This window comes from Thalassoroseus sp. (assembly GCF_984380535.1).
In genome coordinates this window covers 128,160-148,461 of record NZ_CFHRBF010000017.1, presented here as the reverse complement: position 1 = coordinate 148,461, position 20,302 = coordinate 128,160, and the positions used below count along the sequence as shown (strand labels likewise).

Genomic DNA, 20,302 nt, shown 5'->3' with positions numbered 1-20,302 from the left:
GCTGTTATTTGATCCGTCACGATTCGCCCACCTAGAGATTATTAGAAATCGCGAGCCATGACTGATGCGGACCCTCAACCGGCGAAACGCGCATTGTTCCGTCGGGCGTTGTTCTCGTCGTCAGCAGTTGCCGTCGTGCTATGCTTGCTTCTTGGTACCTTGTCGGGGGTTGGGGCTTTTACGTTTGGATATGGTCAAGGGGCGAGCTATCTGAGCGACGATCCCAAAGGATGCGCAAACTGCCACGTGATGCAGGAGTACTTCGATACTTGGCAGAACAGCAGTCATCACCATGTCGCCGTGTGTAACGATTGTCATTTGTCGCACCACCCAGTCGGCAAATGGGTGACGAAAGCCGACAACGGGTTCTTTCATTCGCTCGCGTTCACACTACAGGATTATCACGATCCGATTGAAATCAAAGCTCGCAATAGAGTAATCACCCAGAACGCATGTATTTATTGTCACAAAGACTTTGTGCATGCCTTGTTGCCGCCGGCCTCGGCGGACGGTAAGGCTGCTTCACAGTCGATGTTGTCGTGCGTGCATTGTCATGCGGATGTTGGTCACGCGTTTCATCCGATTTCCTCGCAAGCGGTCCGCGACTAGCGTATTCGTAATTCGGAGTCATTCATGAGTTCCGCCGGCAAACCTTCGATTGGTGGGATGGCGTTGCTGACCGTCGTCGCTGCCGTCGCCACCTTTGGCGTGACGGCCCTGTTGATCAACATTTTTCAACGGAAACAAGAAGCACGGACGCCGACCGTGCGGATCGTGAACGTGACCGAAGCCACCACCGATCCCGAACCGTGGGGCTTGAACTATCCGATGCAATACGAAACGTACTTGCAACGTGCCGACAACGAATGGACCGACTATGGCGGCAACCATGCATTGGCACCGAGCAAGCTCGAATCGGATCCCTGGTTGAAACGGCTATACGCGGGCTATGCATTTAGCATCGACTACCGCGAGGCGAGGGGGCATGCTTTTATGCTGAGTGATCAGGAGGTCACCAAACGTGTCACGGAGGTTCAACAAGCGGGGGCATGTTTGCATTGTCATGCATCAATCGTTCCGACGTATCGGCGAATCGGACTCGAAGAACTCGGGCAGGAACCAACCCCCGAGAATATCGCAGACGGTTTTCATAAAGATGCCGTGATGGCGGGCTTCAAAGCGGTGAGTCGAAGGAACTATGAAGACGTTCATGCGGAACTTTTGAAAACTCTCGATCGATTCGGGAACCCTGAAGAGTACAAAGACCCGCACGTCGGCGATGCTCATCCGGTGTCGTGCGTGGACTGTCACGATCCCCAAACGATGGCCATTCGAATTACGCGACCAGGGTTCTTTGAAGGCATCATCAAGTTGGCGGAGAGTGACGATCCTGTTCCACACTTGCCTAGTATTCAACAGTGGCGGGATTCGGATCGTGCTACTCCGTACGATCCCAACAAAAATGCCACGCGACAAGAAATGCGGAGTTTCGTATGTGGGCAGTGTCACGTGGAATACTATTGCGCGAACAAGATGACATTGACTTACCCATGGAGCAACGGACTCAAAATGGAGGACTTGGAAGCGGAGTGGGAGTCAACTCGTTTTGAAGGTGATGAACCCTTCTTTGATTACGTTCACAAAGAAACCGGCACGAAAGTCTTCAAAGCCCAGCACCCGGAGTTCGAGTTATGGAGTCAAGGGATTCACGCGCGTGCCGGTGTGAGTTGCAGCGACTGTCATATGCCCTACGAAAAGCAAGGCGCGACGAAGTTTAGCACGCACTGGGTCCGCAGCCCGATGCTCAATATCAATCGTGCCTGCCAGGGCTGTCACCGTGTTCCTGAAGAAGAATTGGTCGCGCGTGTCAAAACCATTCAGGGACGAACACGCTCCTTGATCGACAGGTCCGCGGTCGCAATGACAGACATGCTTGATGCCATCCTCGCGGCCCAAAAGGCAGGTGCGACGGACGATCAACTGAAACCCATTCGTGATCTGCAACGCAAGGCTATGTGGCGGTTGGACTATATCAGCAGTGAGAATTCGAAAGGCTTTCACGCCGATCAAGAGGCTGCGCGGATTCTCGGCGAGTCCATCGACTACAGTCGGCAAGCTCAGGCGGCAGCATACAAGTTGCTAGGTCAGTCCGAATAAAGGCCTAGAAAACAAGGAAATACCATTCCTCAGAGGTCTCAAGTCGTGAGCAGTGACCAACTTGCCGGTTTGATATCGGTTCTCATCGGTGTTTATAGTTGGTTGCTTGGGCGTGATCTGTTGGCTCAAGCTCGGAGACATCATCCGGCAGTCGACCCATCTCTCGCGAGACGAGGGAAACTGCTCGTAATTGTCGGCCCGATTATTATAGTATCCGGTGTCGTCCAGATGATCAGTATCTTCGGAAGATAAACTCACTACACAAGAACTACAACTCGGACTAGAGCGGATTGTTGAGGACGAGATCTTCCTGGCTTAGATTCGACAGGACTTCGACCCGACCGTCGGAAGTGCGGCCGATAGTGACGAGCCGGCGTTCTTGTTGTCCATTCTCCATGACCACAACACGAGCCTGATTGGCGTGTTCTCTCTCGACGAGACACGACTCAGGAATCGTTAACCAGTCCGGCGTGGCCGGGATGGTCAATGTCACGGCTCCATACATTCCCGCAACGAGTATTCCATCGGGATTTGGAAGGTCGATCTCTGCTCGCATGGTACGAGTCCGACGGTCTTGGTGCTGACCGACACGACAGACTTGAGCTTCGAACAACTTGCCGGTAAGTCCGTCCACGCTCACATGAGCAGATTGCCCGGGACGCACGAATGGCACGTCGGGATTGGGAATCTGTACAATCACTCGCATGAAATCCGTTCTTGCAATTCGAAATAGCGATTGTTTCTCGCCCGCGGTTGCCGGTCGAATAAATGCACCGCGATCGAAGTTTCGTTCGGTAATCACACCGTCGAATGGTGCTCTGATTTGGGTGAATCGCTGCATCACATCCGCCCGTGCAAGTTCCGCCAGAGCAACGCGAACATCCGCTTCAGCCGCCTTTAAATCGGCTTGAGCTTGCTGAATGCGGGTTTCAAGGGCTGCCAACTCCGCCTTTGCAACGGTGGCCGCCGCATTCGCTTCTCTTTCCAAAGCCTGTGCCGATTCCCACCGGTGCACGTGTTCGTCGACGAGTTTTTGCTCGACCGCATTTTGTTCGGCCAAGTTCCGAATCCGCGTCAGCATTTTGTTTCGCAGACTCGTTTGAGCCGTCGCTGCACTAACTTCAGCGGCCACCTGTTCGATCTGAGCCAACTTCGCTACGCGCTCCGCTCGCGTCGTCGCAAGTTTTGCCTGAGATTGGATGACACGACTCTCAGCCTGTTGCAGCAACGCTCGGTAACGCTCGACATCCTTGAGCAATTCGGGAGCGTCTAGTTCGGCTAGGACATCTCCTTGGTGGACGACATCACCGATCTCAACATAACACTGCTTGAGATAACCCGGCACACGAGCAAACAGATTCGTCGATTCAAACGACTCGACTGTCCCGGTCATTTTCAACTCACGAGCTAGTCCACCCGGTTGAGGACGAATGACATCGTAGGTCGGGGATGGCTCGATCGGAGTCGGTGATTCAGATTCTAAGTGTTCTGGGGTTAATTCCGGTGATGACTGACTACCCCACAGAACACTCAAACCTCCAACAACCATAATTCCGCAAAAAGCGACCGCAATTCTTCGGCGGCGCCCTGTGGGTTTGGTGGTTGGTAGTTCGACTGGCAAGGCGGGGGCGTCGGCATTCATATGCTAGCTCTCTGGAGTCGATTCTAGTAACGGTGTCTTCGAAGGTAACAAACCCTTACGTTCTCGTTTCCCGAAAGTCCAAATAAAACTAGTCAAAACACGCCAAGAGATATCAAATCGTGAGCTATGTTGAAGTTAGGGAACACACGTGATACCGGGCCGCCTCGATGAATTAGACTTCTGAAGACGAGATGCAACATGATTCGAACTCTCATCAAAGGTTCGTTGGCCCAACCATGTACGGTGATTGTGGGAGTGCTTTCGATCGTTGTGCTCGGGGCAATTTGTCTCGTGTCCATACCGATCGACATTCTACCGGTGAACACTGCACCCGCGGTGCAAGTGCTAACGTTCTACAACGGTATGCCGGCTGAATCGATTGAGAAGAACATCACTAGCCGTCTGGAACGACAAACTGGACAGGCGACCGGGCGGATTCGGCAAGAATCGCGATCGATCCAAGGTGCGAGTATTGTTCGCAACTACTTCGACGGCAGTGTGGACCCCTCAGGAGCACTCACGCAGGTCAGTTCACTCGCAACGGCTGCGGCGAAGAACATGCCGCCGGGCACCGATCCCTCCGTGATTTTGCCGTTTGATCCCACCGGAACAACTCCGGTGTGTGTGATCGCTCTCGACAGCAAGACGGCTTCCGAATCGACGTTGTACGACATCGGTCGGTACGAAGTCCGTAACATGATCATGGGGATGCCCGGTGCCAACGCGCCAGCGGTTCACGGCGGGAAGATGCGGGCGATTATGGCGTATGTCGACCGCGATAAACTCGCCGCTCGGGGATTGTCACCGTTGGCGGTGATGGAAGCGATGGATAATTACAACGTGTTCGTGCCCGCCGGACAGGCACGGTTCGGCGACCGCACGTACGCGATTAGTTCGAATGCGATGCACGAATCCGTCGAGTCGATGGGGCGAATTCCGCTTCGCAGTGAAAATGATAACGCAGCCTTTCTTTCCGATGTCGCCACGCCGGTCGATACGAACTTGATGCAAAACAGTTTGGTCCGCGTCGACGGGCGTCGGCAGGTTTATATTCCGGTGTATCGGCAACCGGGAGCAAGCACGCTCAATGTGGTCGACAACCTGCGAAACTCCCTCGACGACATGACCGCACGCCTTTCCCAAGGCGGGGTCGATTTGAAACTTGTGATGGACCAGTCCGTTTACGTTCGACAGGCCATTCACAGTTTGGTGGAAGAAGGCGTGTTGGGCGCGGTGATGTGCTCGCTGGTGATTTTGTTGTTTCTCGGCGATGCTCGCATGATGGGCATCGCGGTGCTCGTGATTCCGATTTCCGTGCTCGCGGCCATTGCCGGTCTGAAAGCGACAGGCAATTCGATCAACGTGATGACCCTCGCCGGTTTATCGCTGGCGATTGGTCCGCTCGTCGACTTGGCCGTGATCGGGTTGGAGAATACCCACCGACATCTCATGCGTGGCGAATCGCCCCGTGATGCGGCTTACCTCGGCGCGAGTGAAGTTTCGACGCCGGCATTCGTGGCAACTTGTTGCACGCTCGCCGTTTTGGCACCGCTCGCGTTTCTGCCGGACTTGGGCGAATTCCTCTTCCGCCCGATGGCATTGGCACTCGGATTCGCAATGATCGCCGCGTACTTTCTTTCGCAGACGTTGGTGCCAAACCGCTGTGCCACTTGGCTCAAACCTCACAATCATCACGAAGAAACAACACCATCACTGGGAATGTTGGGGCGGGTGAGAGCCGTCGTCTCGGGAGTGTTCGCAAAGTGGGAACTCGTTTTCTATCACATGAGCCGCACCTATGAGAAAGCACTGCTGAAGTGTTTGAAGTATCGGCTTGCAGTCGTTGTGGGTTCGATGTTGTTGCTCGCAGGTACGCTCGTCGCGTTTGGTCCACATTTGAAACGGGAGTTCTTCCCCGAAGTGGATTCAGGAGCGTTCGAAGTCATCGTGCGAGCAGAGAGCGGCACATCGCTGGATGTGACCGAGAAACGTGTCGCGGCTGTGGAGGAACTGATTCGCACAAGCATCGGCGACGACATGCAACTCGTGATGTCCGAAGTCGGAGCCGTCGCGGATTGGTCCGCCGCTTACACACCGAACTCCGGCCCAATGGATGGCGTGATCAAAGTGCAATTGACCGCCGATCGTCAGGGAACATCTCAGCAACACGTCCGACGACTTCGTGACCGGTTGGCGAATGATCCGAAGTTCAGCGACCTTGAATTCGGTTTCGACACCGGCGGGATGATCCGCACGGCGATGAACGGCGGGAAATCGACGCCGCTCAACATTCGCGTAATCGGGAAGGATCTCTCGCAACTTCGCGGTATTGCCGATGCCATTCAGAAACGTGTGACCGAAATCGATGGCGTGGTTGATGCCCGCATTCTGCAGCGGTTGGATTACCCACAATACATCGTTGAAGTCGACCGCACCCGCGCTGCGGACTTGGGGCTGCCGTTGCCTTATGTGGTTAAGAACGTTGTCGCAGCTCTCAACAGCAGCATTCAATTCAACAAGAAGAATTTCTACATCGACCCGATCAGCAAAGGTCAGTACTACGTTGGCGTGCAGTATCGGGAAGAAGATATCGAATCGCTCGAAACGTTGTTGAACATCCCGATCACAAGTCCATCGCAAGGCGAATCGATTCCGCTGCGGAACGTGGTCACGCTGCGGCGGTCGAATGTGCCGACGGAAGTCGTGCACCAAGATTTGAAATCGGGGATCGATCTCGCAATGGCCGTCGATGGCCGCGACTTGGGCCACATCGCTGACGAAGTCGTCACATTGCTCGACGAATTCGGCGTGCAAAAAAGCGACGGTGTTTGGACTCCCTATGCACCCGATTCCAAAGACGAAACGATCGCCGGTGTGCAAGTCCAACTCAGCGGTGAATACGTTCGCATGCAGAATATGTTCCGCAATCTCGCGGGCGGCTTTCTGATGGCAACTTTCCTGGTGTATTTGCTGCTGGTGATTTTGTTCCAGTCGTTCAAGTTGCCGTTGGTGATTCTCTTCGCTGTCCCGTTGGGTTTGATCGGCGTGGTGTTGATGTTGTACGTCACTTCGACGGCGATCAACGTGCAATCACTGTTGGGAGTGATCTTCATGGTCGGGATCGTCGTAGCGAACACGGTGCTACTGATTGACTGTACCCAGAATCTGCGACGCGACGAATTTATGCCACCATTGCCTGCGATTCTGCAAGCCGCCTGCCTTCGGATGCGGCCGATTCTGATGACGGCTCTCGCGGCGTTGCTTGCACTGGCACCAATGGCGATGGCTCACGGTCGCGGCAGCGAAGCCAACGCTCCACTTGGACGGGCAGTGATCGGCGGTTTGCTAGCGGGTTTGGTCACGACACTCCTAGTTGTGCCGTGTTTGTACGGTTTGATGATTCACGAAGAACCATCGGATGAACCCGAACTGGTGTTAGAGTGAACTTGGCCAACCGAGCGCCCGGTTCAAACGAAACTGGGCCTCGTTGTAGTCCACCAACGTGCGAAGATATTCTCGGCGGATCGTGTCCAAGGCACGGAGCGACTGCAACGCTTCAATTGGCAACCCTTGGCCCTCGCGAATCCGTAGCATGTCCCGCTGATACGCATCCTCAGCCGACGTGATCCCGCCTTCGACAATTGTGATCTGTCGTCGGCGGGCTTCGACTTCGGCGTGTGCCTCCAGTACTTCACGGGCGACTTGATCCATCAAACGCACTTGATCGGCTTGCGCCTGGTGAATCCGAGCGGAAGCTTTGTGGCGAGCGGCTTGTTCTCCAAAACCAAGATTCCGAACTTCCCAGTATGCCATCACGTCGACATCAAACCGGTCGTCGTAACGATCGAGATCCGAATCTCGACCGCCGCCAAAACCGCCGTAACTCATTCCTAAAATCACACTCGGCATCAGCGGGGCGGCTTGTTCTCGTCGCAGTTGCTCGCATGCCATTCCGACTAAATGCCGACTCTCCACCAGTTCCGGTCGGTTCGACAAACCAACGGCGACGAGTTCATTTCGGTCTCGCTCGGGCGACACCAATTCCAACGGCGTTAGCACCGGTTCGCGGGGAGCCAACTCGGTAATGCCATCCAGACTCAACGCCTGCACCAACCGCACGGTTGCCACGTTAATATCCTCGGTGGCCCGCTCGACGAAGGTTTGCCGAAGCGTCAATTCGGTTTGGGCACGATCCGCATCGGACTGCGGCGCGAGACCTTCATTCGCGAACTTGGCCGTCAACTCAGCCAGTTGCTGAGAGTGATGCAAAGTCTCCACGACAATCGCTTGTCGCTGGTACGCTTCGAGCAATCTTAGGTATGCCAGCGAAGCATCCAACAGCACATCGTTGTTCGTTGCAGTGGCGGCTTGATGCCGTGCAGACACGAGTTGCTCGGCAATTCGTGGTTGAATCCAGGCGTCGGCCAGATGAAACGCCGCCAATAATCCCGGAATTGCCGGTGGACCAGAACCAATCGCCCGCGCTCCGAAACCTTGGTACGTCGCACCGCGGCTGACATCAATCACCTCACCGTCGGCTCGCTGCAGCGGTCCGTCATGTCGACTGTAACTTAGACCCATGCGAATTGACGGCAACCATAGAACCTCTGCTTGTTCCAAGTCGGCATATGCCTCGGCAATGCGATTTTGAGCGACGTGAATCCGCGGGTTCTCACGACCGGCAATCTGCAGCACTTCACCAAAGTCGACGGAATAAGCGGCTGCGGACGGAACCTGCTCGGGAAGTGGAACGTCCGGGGCGGTTTGCAATGATGCCGGTTGGACTGGGGACGCATCGGGATTTTTCGACTCGGATACCGGTCGACAACTCGGCAGTTGTTTCAATGACTCGGCAGCGGACGACATCACGCCTGAAGCCGGCGAACTCGAGTTTCGACTCACCTCAGGAGCCGCACAACCGACCCACGAAAAGCCCAGACAAATGCCGAGCGTATGGAGGTTTCGCTTAAAATGTCCGCGGCGATGCCAACTCATACTTTGCCCGTTCCGCCCCTGAAACGATTGGATTTCGCCCGCTCTCTTTTTTCATGTCGGTGGAAGCCGTTTGGAAAATTGAGCGGATTAGTTCAAGGGCAGTGAATTTGACGGGAAAAACGGTTGTTCCGACGCATTGTCGATTCTGATCACAGCTGTTCGACGGTCTAAAGATGTAAGGTTGTTCTCCGTCAGGGTTTCCAAGTCATCAAAGGCGTAATTTTCGATTGAATTTTTTTCAATCCCTGCAGAAAACTGAACTATGTTTTAAAGAAGTCAGTATTTCTCACGGGATTCGATCGATGCCAAATTACTTAGAATTGCCGGACGAATTGAGCCACCTCCTCGAAAAACGCGAGGGTCATGACCGACGCAAAGCCGACCGCCGTCGTAAACGGACGATCGCCGAGCAGAAGGCGAATTCGCCCGAACGCGAACGTCGAGCCGGACGTGAACGCCGACGAAAATCCCGTCGCAACAATGATTGTTGAGTCGTTACTTATTCACTCGCAAGTTGACTGAACGCGGCTTGCAACTGATCTCGGGCTACGCGTGCTTCGGAACCTTCTTGGTTTTGACGGAACGGATGGCGTTCTTGCAAATCCGTATGGAGGTCATAGAGCCGCCCGTCGTTGTAGAGTTTCCACCGCCCGGTGCGGACCCAACGCAATCCACTGCTGGAACCGTCTGGTTCGACGCCACCAGGTTTCGGTAGAACGGCTTCTTCCGCATATGCCCACCGTCGTGGTGAGGACCCGGTCCCCAACAATCGCGGTGCGAAACTCACGCCGTCGATCTTGCGATCCTGCGGAAGTTCTCCGCCGGTGAGTTCGACAAACGTCGGCAGATAATCGCTCATATCGACCAGGTCATCGACGACTTGGCCTGGGCGAATCGTTCCCGGCCAATTGGCGATCAGCGGGACGTTGGTTCCGTCGTCGGTCAGCTTCTTTTTCCCGCCAGGAACGAGCAATCCGTTCTGTTTGGATACCACCGCTTCTCGGATAAGTTCTTTGCCGTCCGCTCGGATGATGATCTCCGGCGGTGTGCCGTTGTCCGCTGTGAAGAGAATCAGAGTTTTTTCACGCAGTCCGAGAGCGTTCAAGGCTGCCACCATCCGGCCGACATTGCGATCCATTTCCGCCACCATTTCCGCGTAATTGTCATAGCGGCCGAACGGACCATGCGGAACCGGCGGGTCGAGATCGTCGGTCACTTCATGACACACCGCCATCGAATAATACGCCAGGAACGGTTTTTCGCGGTTGGCTTTCATGAACTCGATCAGTCCGCGAACGTAGAGATCGGGACCATAGTGACCGAGCGTGTCTTCACGGACTGTGCCGTCGTGGTAAATCATTGGCTCGTAATAACGCGGTCCCTCATGCCAACCGAAGAGGTCGGAATGTTGAAACCCAAGCCGACGGGGATGCAGCGGATCATCCCGCAACAAACAGAGTTGCCATTTTCCCGCGATGTATGTGGCGTAATCATTTTCTCGAAGTTGGTTCGCCCAGGTCGTCAATTCTTCGCTTTCGGGAAAATCACCCCAGGTGACTTGGCCGTGTCGAAAGGGATATTTCCCGGTCATCAGGGTCAACCGCGTGGGATGACAAACCGGCATGCTAAACCCATTGCGAAACAACATGCCGGTGCGTGCGAGTTCATCCAAATGCGGCGTGGCATACGACTGTCCGCCGTAACAGCCAAGAACTTCTTGCCCGACATCGTCGGCTAGAATGAACAAGATATTCGGCCGCTCCGCAGAAAACGCAGGAGCATGGAAAAGCATCGAACAAACAACAAGCTGCAGAATTCGCGTGAGCATAGAAAGCGCATTCACTTGTAGGTCAGGCTGTGCCCGACGGTTATGTTGGGAGTACTCAACGAAAAAGAGCCATGCTCTTTCGAGCATGGCTCCTAAACTAACCGAGTTTTGCTGGTTGTTTCAACCGGCGACTATTCTGCGGCGGCTTCGCCTTCACCGGCACCGACGGGAACTGGTTCTTCGATCGGCTCGTTGGAACCGACGAAGTCGAGTTGCTTCTGGTCGCCGACTTCTTTGACCGCGACGGTGATCAAGTTATCGCCATCGAAAGAACCACGCAGCAATTCTTCACTGAGCGGGTCTTCGATGTAACGTTCAACACTTCGACGCAACGGTCGAGCACCGTAGTCGAGTTGTTGACCGCCTTCGTCGCCGCGATCGATCAAGAACTCTTTCGCTTCGTCCGTCAATTCGAGACGCACGCCGCGTTGTTCGTTCAGACGTTCGCGAACTTTGCTGAGTTCGATTTCCACGATCTCTTTGAGTTCCTCACGCGTGAGTTTGCGGAACACGACGACTTCGTCCAACCGGCCCAAAAACTCGGGACGGAAGGCGTTTTGCAGGTCGCCCATCACGCCGACTTTCATCTTCTCGTACGAAGTGTCTTGGTCGGCCTTCTGGAAACCAAATGCCGTTCCGTGGGCGGTGGCCGACGAACCGACGTTAGTGGTCATGATCAACACGACGTTCTTGAAGTCCACTTTGCGACCGAAGCTGTCGGTCAGGTGACCTTCCTCCATGATTTGGAGGAGCATGTTGTAGACTTCGTGGTGAGCTTTCTCGATTTCGTCGAGCAAGACCACCGCATACGGACGCCGTCGGATTTTCTCCGTGAGCTGACCGCCTTCTTCGTAGCCGACATATCCGGGAGGTGCCCCGATCAACCGGCTAACGTTGTGTTTCTCTTGGTATTCGCTCATGTCGATTTGGATGAGGGCGTCTTCCTCACCGAACATGAACTCGGCCAATGTTTTTGCGAGCAACGTTTTCCCGACCCCGGTCGGACCGGAGAACAGGAACGCCCCGGTTGGCCGTTTCGGATCTTTCAAACCCGATCGAGCCCGACGGACGGCTTTCGCCACTTGCGTGATGGCTTCGTCTTGGCTGATGACGCGTTTGTGGAGTTCTTTCTCCATCGCCAGCAGTCGAACGGTGTCTTCGCTAGAGAGCCGCATCAGCGGAATACCCGTCATTCGGGCCACCACTTCAGCGACGACTTCCGCGTCGACCACACCATCGGTTTCTTTGCTCTTTTCTCGCCAATCGCGAGTGAGCTTCTCTTTTTTCTTCTTCAGCTTGTCGGCTTGATCCCGAAGCGACGCCGCCTTTTCAAAGTCTTGATTGGCGACGGCTTCCTCTTTGGATTGGTTCAGCCGTTCGATGTCTTCATCGAGTTCCTTCAAATCGGGTGGGCGAACCATGCTCTTGAGCCGAATTCGGGCACCGGCTTCGTCAATCACATCGATCGCTTTGTCCGGCAAACACCGAGCCGTAATATACCGCGTCGACAGTTCGACGGCTTTTTCGAGGGCATCATCGGTGATCTGCACTCGGTGGTGGGCTTCGTACCGATCTCGCAAACCCTTGAGAATCTGCACAGTTTGTTCAGCCGACGGTGGTTCGACCACGACATTTTGGAAACGTCGTTCGAGGGCACTGTCTTTTTCGATGTACTTGCGGTACTCGTCGAGCGTCGTCGCACCGATACATTGCAACTCACCCCGCGACAATGCCGGCTTGAGCACGTTGGAAGCGTCGATCGCCCCTTCCGCACCGCCAGCACCGACAAGGGTGTGCAATTCGTCAATGAACAAAATCACATTCTTCGCCCGACGAACTTCGTTCATCACGGCTTTAATGCGTTCTTCGAATTGTCCGCGATACTTAGTCCCGGCAACCATCATCGCCAAGTCGAGAACGACAATACGGCGATCGCGGAGCAAGTCCGGAACTTCACCGTTGACGACCATCTGGGCAAAGCCTTCGACAATCGCGGTTTTTCCGACACCGGCTTCCCCGAGCAACACAGGGTTGTTCTTTTGACGACGGCAGAGAATCTGAATGACGCGTTCGATCTCGTCGGAACGACCGATGACCGGGTCAAGTTTCGTTTGCCGAGCCAGTTCGGTCAGATCGCGACCGAAACTGTCGAGCGCGGGCGTTTTGCTCTTGCTGCTTTTGCCGGATGAACTTGCACCCGCCCGTTCGCTAACGCCTTCGCCACCTTCATTGTGGCCAAGGAGATTCAACACTTCGTCGCGAACATCTTCGAGCTTAAGCCCAAGATTCATCAAGACTTGCGCCGCGACACCTTCTTGTTCCCGCAGCAATCCAAGCAGCAGGTGTTCGGTGCCAACATAGTTATGATTTAGATTGCGAGCTTCTTCCATCGCATATTCGATGACTTTTTTCGCTCGCGGCGTTTGCGGCAGTTTGCCCATCGTGACCATATCCGGTCCCGACTGGACGATTTTTTCCACTTCGAGTCGAATCTTCCGCAGATCGACATCCAAGTTTTTCAGCACATTGGCAGCAACTCCAGAGCCTTCTTTCACAAGACCCAAAAGAATATGCTCGGTTCCAATATACTCATGGTTGAACCGTTGAGCTTCTTGGTTGGCCAACTGCATGACCTTCCGAGCCCGGTCCGTAAATCGTTCATACATGTAATTTCTCCCTCATAATCCCCCCAACTGCGTGGCGTCGGGTTGTCTGATTGACGAAACCGACGTCTTGAAACCGCCGCTGCATCCTCCATGTGCATTTTTCCAAGTCCCAAAATGATCGACGGGGTGAATTGTCGTTCGATTCAGAACTGGACATCATGGACAACATACCATCTTCATACTTACGCCACGAAGGGCGACCACGTGGGAACTTTTTTCGCTTCCCGTTGAACTTCACGACTGACTTCCCCGCCTTCGTCAGCTTGGAACTGTTTGGAAAGGTGGACGGGGATGCTAATTTCTTCCGATGAGTTGTCTCAAATGGGGTGGACAACAAAAAATGTGAAAACTCGAAACCTGCATTGAAATCAGGTTGAATTTTAGTCGTCCACCGGCAATGTGGCAAGATAGTCCTGCTGCACACATGATGGTGGCTGGGTCGAATTTGGGGAATTGGGGAAGTTTTCGTGCGAATCTCTTGGACAGCCGGTGCACTTCGGGCTTTCGAGCGGGCCGGCCAGTCGGCAGCCTCGCAAAATTGTGGTCATGTGGAGCCATCGCATTTGCTATGGGCATTGTGGTGTGAAGAGACCCGAGCCGCGGAGATCCTTCAAGAATTCTCGCTGAACGATCAACACATCCATGAGATTTGCCCGGGACAGCAGGAACAGCTCGAACTCCAACATGACATTCCCCCGGACGGCTCAAATATGGAGGCCATCCGCATTGCTGCCTCGGACTTGCTCGCAAAAGTCGGTGGCTCGTCCGAGGTCGGCACGGAATTTCTTCTATGGGGATTGTTCGAAGTCGATTCCCCGGTTGCAACGGCCATGCGAAGTTGGGGCATTACCGAGTCGGACCTTACCACGCGTATTTGCCGAAGTTCAGGAATCGTCACGGAACCGATTGCCGTCGATTTCCAATTGGACAATTCCCCGAACATCACGTCGCCCGTTGCTCCGCGACCGACAACAACATCACAGGCTGGTGTCGAGCGGTTGTTGGATGCGGCTGGAAATCGCGCTCGGGAGGGGTTGCGGGTCGTGGAAGACGCTGTGCGGTTTTTGTTCAACGACCGCGTTCTCACCGAGCAATTGAAATCTTGGCGACATGACTTGCGGACGGCTCTCGACAGTTTGGATTCCCATCGTCTTCTGGAATCTCGTGACACCACCGGCGACGTCGGCACCACCGTGCAAACAGCTGCAGAGTTCCACCGGCAGTCGGTGCGTGACATCATCACGGCAAACTTTAAACGCACGCAGGAAGCACTGCGGTCACTCGAAGAGTTCGGCAAACTACGATCCGCCCAAGTCGGGCAGCAATTCGAGCAACTTCGTTATCGTCTCTACACACTCGAACGCGATGTGATTCGCTCCATCACCTCTCGATCGATTAAGTCTGAAAGCGGACTCCACGAACGACATCTGTACGTGTTACTTACCGAGTCGGTTTGTCGGCCACGTACGCTGGAAGGGATCATTGAGAGTCTATCGCCGGCAGAAATTGCGAAGAAAACGATTGTGCAAATCCGTGAGAAATCGATGCCGGATCGTGAGTTGCTCTCGCATGCTCGAAAGATTCGGCAATTAACACGGGACCGGGACATCGTGTTGATCATGAACGACCGCCCCGATTTGGCCGTTCTCTGTGATGCCGATGGTGTGCATGTCGGGCAAGAAGAACTCACCGCGAAGGAAGCACGACAAATTGTCGGGCCGAATCGATTGGTCGGGGTGTCGACGCATACCATCGAACAAGCCCGGCAAGCCGTCGATGATGGAGCCGACTACATTGGCGTTGGCCCGGTGTTTACTTCGCAAACGAAGACGTTCTCGGAATTCGCCGGCCTGGAATTCGTTCGCCAAGTTGCGGAGGAGATCCCCATTCCGTGGTATGCCATCGGCGGGATCACCAACGGGAACATTGAAACCGTCATCGCTGCCGGCGCGAAACGCGTTGCGGTGTGTCATGATATCTGCGGTTCCAACGATCCCGCACAGACGGCGAGCTTGCTGCTCTCGAAATTGACAATCACCGAATCGGAGTAACCTTTGATGATTTCCATCTCGTCGGCGAATGGATTGGAAGCCACGAAGCTGGCCTATGAACAGATGCAAAATGGCGTCGATCCTTTGGATGCCGTCGTCGCGGGTGTGTCGTTGGTCGAGGACGATCCCAACGACACCAGCGTCGGATACGGAGGCATTCCAAACGAAGTGGGGGAAGTCGAACTCGACGCCGCAGTGATGCATGGGCCGACTCACCGGGCGGGCGCCGTCGCGGCGATGAAAAACATTCGCTACGCCAGCGCGGTGGCCAAGTTGGTGATGGAACACAGCGATCATGTGTTGATCGCCGGAGAAGGAGCGTTGCAATTTGCCAAGGCGTTCGGATTCGAAGAAGAGAACTTGTTGACCGAGAAAGCACGAAAAATTTGGTTGTACTGGAAGCAAACACTCTCGCCGCGTGGCGATTGGTTGCCACCTGCGATCGAGAACGTCGATCCCGATGTGGCGAAGTTTTTTCGATTGGAGAATCTCCGCACGCCGGAAGAACAAGCACTCGCCGCTACCGAACAACGGTGGTCTCGTCCGACGGGCACGATTCATTGTTCCGCGATGAATGCCAACGGCGACATTTCTTGCACGACCAGCACCAGCGGCCTGGCCTTCAAGATTCCCGGTCGTGTGGGAGACAGCCCGATTCCCGGAGCGGGTTTGTTCTGCGATAACGCGGTCGGTTCATGTGGCAGCACCGGACGTGGGGAAGCGAATATGATTCATGCATCCAGCGCTGCCGCTGTCGAACTAATGCGTGCCGGTCGGTCTCCGCAAGAAGCCGGTTTGGAACTCCTCCGCCGAATCGCGGACCATACCGAAGCCCGACTCCGCGACGAATCCGGTCGTCCAAACTTTGGTCTCAAACTCTACCTATTGGCGAAGAACGGTGATCACGCCGGTGTGTCGCTGTGGGGACCTGCGACTTTCGCCGTCACCGATGCCAACGGCACACGACTCGAACCGTGCGTGGCTTTGTACGATCGCGAGTCGAAGTAAGTTTTTCTTCGTATCGGTTCAATCATTGTTCGCGTCGGCTTCGGACACCACTTGGACCTTCAACGGCGAGAGCGAATCCAAGTGCAAGTCGCGTTGCGGGAACGCAATTGAAATATCGGCGTCACGAAACAACCCATCAATCCGCATTCGCACATCGCTTTCCACTCGCAGCCGATCGAACAGAACACGCACACGCATCCAGAAATGGAGTTCGAATGTCAGAGAATTGTCGCCGAACTCGGTGAATAAAACCGTTGGCTCGGGTTTGTCGAGCACCAAACCATGTTCCTCGGCCGCTCGTTTGAGCAGTTTTACGACATCTCGGAGCGGTGACCCATAAGCAACTCCGACAGAAATAAACGTGCGGATTTTGTTGTCGCTGAGCGTCCAATTGCTCACGCGGTTTTCAAGGAAGTTGCTGTTCGGAACGATGATCTCTAGGTTTGCTCCTGTTCTGATTTTTGTGCTTCGGGCACCGATCGCAAGGACGGTGCCATACAGTCCGTCGAGTTCAATCATATCGCCCACTCGAATCGGTCGCTCGGCGAGCAGGATTAGGCCGCTGATAAAATTATTGATGATGTTTTGCGATCCGAAACCGACCCCCAAGGCCAGTGCCCCGCCGAGCACGGTGAAGATCGTCAAGGGTACGTTGACGTATCGCAAGACCATCAAGGTGACAGTCACGATAAGGATATAGAACAGAATTTTCTGAATCGCGAACGCGGCGTTTTCGTGAATTCTCAACCGAGGCAACATACGGTGGGCGATGCTACGACTCAGCCGTCGTGACGCCCAGAATCCTAGAAGAAACAATAACAGACCGATGGCAATTTTGCGGACTGTGATCGGTCGATCTTCGACGCTGAAAAGTTCATAGTTCCACGCCGATTGAATGCCTTTCCAAATCGTGGCAATCCAAGCCTGAAAGTCACGCGATTCATCTCCCACGATTTCGCTGTTCAGTTTTTCGACCAGCCGCCGTGTATTCTCGATCGACAGCAAATCCGTTTCCAAAGCGTCGATTTGCGTTTCGAGAGTGTCGCGTTGCTCAGTGAGAGCTGTGATCAAAGCGGTATCGTCGGACGATGCGGAATCGAGGTTACTCAGGACGCCGTTAAGTTTCTGACGAGCTTGCCGAACGCGAATGGCCTGGAGTCGCGATTCTTTTTGCAGATCGTTCAGCGTTTCGGTTGCGTCCTGTTGCCAATCCTCTTGCTCCGCCTCGGTGGCCGTTTTGTTGATGACATCGAAGCGACGTTCCCAAGCTGTCTCCTGCGTCCCGACCCGCGCCAATTGTCGCGTTACGATGGCGAGTCTTTGTTGATTGACTTCCCGCTGAAGTCGATTTGCCTCGACAATCTGCTCGACCGTGGCCGGCTTGAGTGCGGTTTCACCGGGCGTTTGTGTGCGACTTGCTTGCAGCTGTGCGGATTCCCGAGTTAGTTGGTCTTGAAGACGCTTGAGTTCACTGGCCCGTTGCTGCAATTTGGCGAGCGGTTCTTGCAGGTCTTCCGAACGGAATGTCACCGAGTTCTGCAATTGGCTGGCGTACGCGGTGAGGTACTCTTCCCGCAGCTTCGCATTGACGAGCGATTGCCATTCTAATTGATATTCGGCTTTCCGCAGGCGTTCGTTCGCGGCCGCCAAACGACTTTGAAAAACGGCTTCCGCCAATTCTGCTCGAACCGTTGGCTCCGGTTCATCATCGCTCTCGTCGAGTTGTTCGCGAAGTTGCCGACGACGACGTTCGGCAGCCGTTCGGGTTTTCTGCGCTTCGGCCAGAGCATCTGCAGCCGCCTCGATGGTGGCTTCGAAAGTTTCGATCTGTGTCTGTTCGAGAACCAACTCGTCCCGTGTCTGATCGAGTTTCAAGAACGAGTACGGCGGAGCATCCGGAAGACCATTTTGACGCAGCTCGGCAAGTTGTTTCTGCAGTTCCTTTTGATTGGCCTTCAATTCCGCGAATTGCTTGTCGACGGCTTCCTGCTGTTCGAGCACCAAATTCAACTCGACCAGTCGATCGACCGTGACCCGTAACGATTCGGGCACGGCTTCTGGATTCTCAGCCTGATCGATGGCATCTTGCAGACGCTTCCGCGCCGCCTGCAACTCCTGCTCGATTTCAGCCTTCGACTCAATCGTCTCAGTCGCCGACGATTCAACCGGCTTCGTTTGTCCCCAGGTGGTTGACGTTGAACACGCTAGCCAACACAGAAGACCGAACAGCATCCTTGCAAGAGTTGGGTAAGTCATTTGAAAATTATTGACTACGATCCTTTTTGGGATCGAAGGTATTTGAGAGTGGGAAACTTGGCCTGCGTATATTCGCCGCCGCGTTCATCGCGAAGTTGATCGCAACGCTGGCGAAACTGATTGAGTATTTCCCGCGCCGCCGGATCGTCAACCAGGTTTTTCCGTTGCTCGGGGTCGGTTTCTAGGTCGTGCAGAAATTCGCCTTCGGGCAGGTTCTGGAAATAACGTGCGTAAACGTACCGTTCGCCCCGCACACCTTCCCACTTAGGGATCGCGGCGTTGTCCATCAAATGTTCGCAGAAGAATTCCGTTCGCCAATCGGACGGGGACTGTCCTTGGACAATCGGTTTAAGACTTCGTCCTTGGTAGCGACTGGGGAACTTGCCGAGTGCGTAATCGAGAATCGTGGCGGGCACGTCGACATTCAGAGCCATCTCATCGGCAACACGGCCGACGTTGGAATCGCTCCGCAGATCCGCGATGACGAGCGGCACGCGTAAAGACTCTTCATAGTGACTCCATTTCCCCGCGAACCCCCGAGACGCTTTGTAATATCCGTTGTCACCCATAAACACGACGACGGTGTTTTCTGCTCGCCCCAACCGATCCAGTTCCGTCAACACTCGGCCAATGTTGCGATCTAGGCCCGTAATCATCCGGTAATACGCTTTGACATTCTTTTGGTACTTCTCGGGTGTATCCCATCGCCAATAGAAGCGGTCGCGATTCATCGAAGTCTGTAAGAACTTCGGCAATTGTTTGTAGAAATCCATTTCGATCAGTGGCGGAGGAATTGTGACGTCTTCATATAATCCGTCTTCCGCAGGCGGCCATGGGTAGTGGTCTTTCTTGTCACTGTCTTCGGCGTGCGAGGCATTGAAACTCACCGACAAACAGAACGACTGATCGGCATCGCACGACTGCAAAAACTCGATCGCCTTGTCACCCGTCAGATCGGTCAGGTGACGGACGCTGCCATCGGGTTGTTTCTTGAAATAGGGATTGCGATTGAGCGACACGAAGGAATCGAACATTTGGTTGGTCGCGTTCTTTGGAACGCTTACGCCGAACTTGCCGACGAACCCAGTGCGATACCCCGCTTGTTTCAGCTGAACCGGATAACTATCTGCCACAAAGTCTTCCGCAATCGGCGGTGTGCCGAAGGTGTACTTGTGACTGCGTTCCCACAGGCCGGTGAATAAAGTCGCACGGCTCGCTGCACAAATACTTGTTGTGACAAACGCATTGCGGAAGCGTGTCCCGCGACTGGCAATTTTGTCGATGTTCGGCGTTTTCAGAATGGGATGTCCGGCACACGAGAGGAAATCCGCCCGTTGGTCATCCGACAAAAAGAACACCACATTCGGTCGCTCGGCCGCTTCGACAATCGCCCGAGTCCCACCAAAACAACACAATAACGCCAAAGCGACGAACGGAATTTTCATAGAGACGCTCATTCAGAGAAGGGATCGTTCGACCTCATTGTAATGGTCACGCATTGCATCGCAATCAACCCCAAAACTATTGATCTGAGGTTGCAGTTGCAAAAACTGGGGATGACTTGGGGGGCACGCCAGAACCGGGGGGGCACGCTGTGACCAAAGGGAAGGAGGTCGGCTCTGCGTTCGCCACGCCCATCGCTTCGCTCTGGGACGTGTCACCCCTGTCTGATGCGAACCAAGAATGCGATTCTTTACGC

12 protein-coding genes are annotated in these 20,302 nt (G+C 54.5%); 6 read left to right on the top strand and 6 right to left on the bottom strand.

Annotated features, from left to right (window positions below):
* Positions 1-57: 57 nt before the first annotated feature.
* Positions 58-609, top strand: coding sequence for a cytochrome c nitrite reductase small subunit (gene nrfH / locus AC5DDB_RS22410; RefSeq protein WP_491742006.1), 552 nt, complete (start codon positions 58-60; stop codon positions 607-609).
* Positions 610-633: 24 nt separating this feature from the next.
* The gene (locus tag AC5DDB_RS22405; RefSeq protein WP_491742005.1) at positions 634-2,157 is read left to right on the top strand and encodes an ammonia-forming cytochrome c nitrite reductase subunit c552; all 1,524 of its coding nucleotides are present in this window, start codon (positions 634-636) and stop codon (positions 2,155-2,157) included.
* A 280-nt stretch (positions 2,158-2,437) separates the two neighbouring features.
* On the opposite strand, the gene AC5DDB_RS22400 is transcribed toward AC5DDB_RS22405, so the two are convergent.
* Positions 2,438-3,799: an efflux RND transporter periplasmic adaptor subunit gene (locus AC5DDB_RS22400; protein ID WP_491742004.1), complete on the bottom strand. Its 1,362-nt coding sequence runs from the start codon at positions 3,797-3,799 to the stop codon at positions 2,438-2,440.
* A 198-nt stretch (positions 3,800-3,997) separates the two neighbouring features.
* Between AC5DDB_RS22400 and AC5DDB_RS22395 the strand changes: the two genes are divergently transcribed.
* Positions 3,998-7,243, top strand: a complete 3,246-nt coding sequence (locus AC5DDB_RS22395; RefSeq protein WP_491742003.1) for an efflux RND transporter permease subunit — start codon at positions 3,998-4,000, stop codon at positions 7,241-7,243.
* On the opposite strand, the gene AC5DDB_RS22390 is transcribed toward AC5DDB_RS22395, so the two are convergent.
* Complete coding sequence (locus tag AC5DDB_RS22390; RefSeq protein WP_491742002.1) at positions 7,235-8,794, bottom strand: TolC family protein; 1,560 nt, start codon at positions 8,792-8,794, stop codon at positions 7,235-7,237. The genes AC5DDB_RS22395 and AC5DDB_RS22390 overlap by 9 nt on opposite strands.
* Positions 8,795-9,096: 302 nt before the next feature.
* On the opposite strand from AC5DDB_RS22390, the gene AC5DDB_RS22385 reads away from it, so the two are divergent.
* Positions 9,097-9,285, top strand: coding sequence for a hypothetical protein (locus AC5DDB_RS22385; RefSeq protein ID WP_491742001.1), 189 nt, complete (start codon positions 9,097-9,099; stop codon positions 9,283-9,285).
* Positions 9,286-9,293: 8 nt separating this feature from the next.
* On the opposite strand, the gene AC5DDB_RS22380 is transcribed toward AC5DDB_RS22385, so the two are convergent.
* Both AC5DDB_RS22380 and AC5DDB_RS22375 read right to left on the bottom strand, forming a co-directional pair.
* Complete coding sequence (locus AC5DDB_RS22380) at positions 9,294-10,622, bottom strand: sulfatase family protein (RefSeq protein ID WP_491742000.1); 1,329 nt, start codon at positions 10,620-10,622, stop codon at positions 9,294-9,296.
* A gap of 131 nt (positions 10,623-10,753) precedes the next feature.
* The gene (locus AC5DDB_RS22375) at positions 10,754-13,288 is read right to left on the bottom strand and encodes an ATP-dependent Clp protease ATP-binding subunit (protein ID WP_491741999.1); all 2,535 of its coding nucleotides are present in this window, start codon (positions 13,286-13,288) and stop codon (positions 10,754-10,756) included.
* A gap of 467 nt (positions 13,289-13,755) precedes the next feature.
* Between AC5DDB_RS22375 and AC5DDB_RS22370 the strand changes: the two genes are divergently transcribed.
* Positions 13,756-15,339, top strand: a complete 1,584-nt coding sequence (locus AC5DDB_RS22370; protein WP_491741998.1) for a thiamine phosphate synthase — start codon at positions 13,756-13,758, stop codon at positions 15,337-15,339.
* Positions 15,340-15,345: 6 nt separating this feature from the next.
* Positions 15,346-16,347: a glycosylasparaginase gene (locus AC5DDB_RS22365; RefSeq protein ID WP_491741997.1), complete on the top strand. Its 1,002-nt coding sequence runs from the start codon at positions 15,346-15,348 to the stop codon at positions 16,345-16,347.
* Between the two features lie 18 nt (positions 16,348-16,365).
* Here AC5DDB_RS22365 and AC5DDB_RS22360 read toward each other — a convergent pair whose 3' ends face one another.
* Together AC5DDB_RS22360 and AC5DDB_RS22355 are read right to left on the bottom strand one after the other, a co-directional pair.
* On the bottom strand, positions 16,366-18,603 hold the full coding sequence (locus AC5DDB_RS22360; RefSeq protein ID WP_491741996.1) for a mechanosensitive ion channel domain-containing protein: 2,238 nt from the start codon (positions 18,601-18,603) through the stop codon (positions 16,366-16,368).
* A 14-nt stretch (positions 18,604-18,617) separates the two neighbouring features.
* Positions 18,618-20,048 (bottom strand): sulfatase family protein, encoded by a 1,431-nt coding sequence (locus tag AC5DDB_RS22355; protein ID WP_491741995.1) that lies wholly within the window; start codon positions 20,046-20,048, stop codon positions 18,618-18,620.
* Positions 20,049-20,302: the final 254 nt, after the last annotated feature.

Bases quoted from the DNA above. Each gene is read 5' to 3' on its own strand.
- AC5DDB_RS22360 (WP_491741996.1), bottom strand. From the start codon at position 18,603: ATGACTTACCCAACTCTTGCAAGGATGCTGTTCGGTCTTCTGTGTTGG.
- AC5DDB_RS22395 (WP_491742003.1), top strand. From the start codon at position 3,998: ATGATTCGAACTCTCATCAAAGGTTCGTTGGCCCAACCATGTACGGTG.
- AC5DDB_RS22380 (WP_491742000.1), bottom strand. From the start codon at position 10,622: ATGCTCACGCGAATTCTGCAGCTTGTTGTTTGTTCGATGCTTTTCCAT.
- AC5DDB_RS22400 (WP_491742004.1), bottom strand. From the start codon at position 3,799: ATGAATGCCGACGCCCCCGCCTTGCCAGTCGAACTACCAACCACCAAA.
- AC5DDB_RS22405 (WP_491742005.1), top strand. From the start codon at position 634: ATGAGTTCCGCCGGCAAACCTTCGATTGGTGGGATGGCGTTGCTGACC.
- AC5DDB_RS22365 (WP_491741997.1), top strand. From the start codon at position 15,346: ATGATTTCCATCTCGTCGGCGAATGGATTGGAAGCCACGAAGCTGGCC.
- nrfH (WP_491742006.1), top strand. From the start codon at position 58: ATGACTGATGCGGACCCTCAACCGGCGAAACGCGCATTGTTCCGTCGG.
- AC5DDB_RS22385 (WP_491742001.1), top strand. From the start codon at position 9,097: ATGCCAAATTACTTAGAATTGCCGGACGAATTGAGCCACCTCCTCGAA.
- AC5DDB_RS22355 (WP_491741995.1), bottom strand. From the start codon at position 20,048: ATGAAAATTCCGTTCGTCGCTTTGGCGTTATTGTGTTGTTTTGGTGGG.
- AC5DDB_RS22375 (WP_491741999.1), bottom strand. From the start codon at position 13,288: ATGTATGAACGATTTACGGACCGGGCTCGGAAGGTCATGCAGTTGGCC.
- AC5DDB_RS22390 (WP_491742002.1), bottom strand. From the start codon at position 8,794: ATGAGTTGGCATCGCCGCGGACATTTTAAGCGAAACCTCCATACGCTC.